At 64.5% G+C, this 355-nt stretch carries 1 protein-coding gene and 1 pseudogene; both read right to left on the bottom strand.

Annotation, left to right across the window (positions count from 1 at the left end; translation table 11 throughout):
• On the bottom strand, positions 1–73 hold a 73-nt coding region (locus ACZYRN_RS19305), incomplete at its 3' end, for a MetS family NSS transporter small subunit (RefSeq protein ID WP_488913191.1).
• Positions 70–355, bottom strand: a pseudogene (locus ACZYRN_RS19300) (hypothetical protein); the annotation flags it as partial. The pseudogene ACZYRN_RS19300 and the gene ACZYRN_RS19305, both read right to left, overlap by 4 nt.

The following is a 355-nucleotide window of genomic DNA, read 5'->3' as shown; positions in this document are numbered from 1 at the left end:
GGATGCTGGCGATCAGCCCACCCCAGACCAGAACGAGGGCGAGCAGCAGGAAGGCGATCGCGATGCCGGTCATGAGCGCCCCTCCTTGGTGAGCACAGCGTACTCGGGCCATGCGGTGAAGTCGTCCGGGTCGCGTTTCCACCGCAGCATCGTGAAGGCGACCGCTGCGACGATGATGAAGGCGATCGTTCCCCAGCCCACGAGCCCGAGGTACCACGCTGGGAGGTCGGCATAGCCGTCGACGATCAGTGTGATGGTCCGGGAGATGAGCATGTAGCCGAGCACCACGGGTGCGAGGATGCCGACGAGGAAGATCCACACCTTGCCCACGCGGAAGGTCGAGACGGCATTGAGA

This window comes from Domibacillus sp. F004 (genome assembly GCF_057814295.1).
Note: the sequence above shows the minus strand (reverse complement) of the source record. Positions and strands in the feature narration are given on the sequence as shown.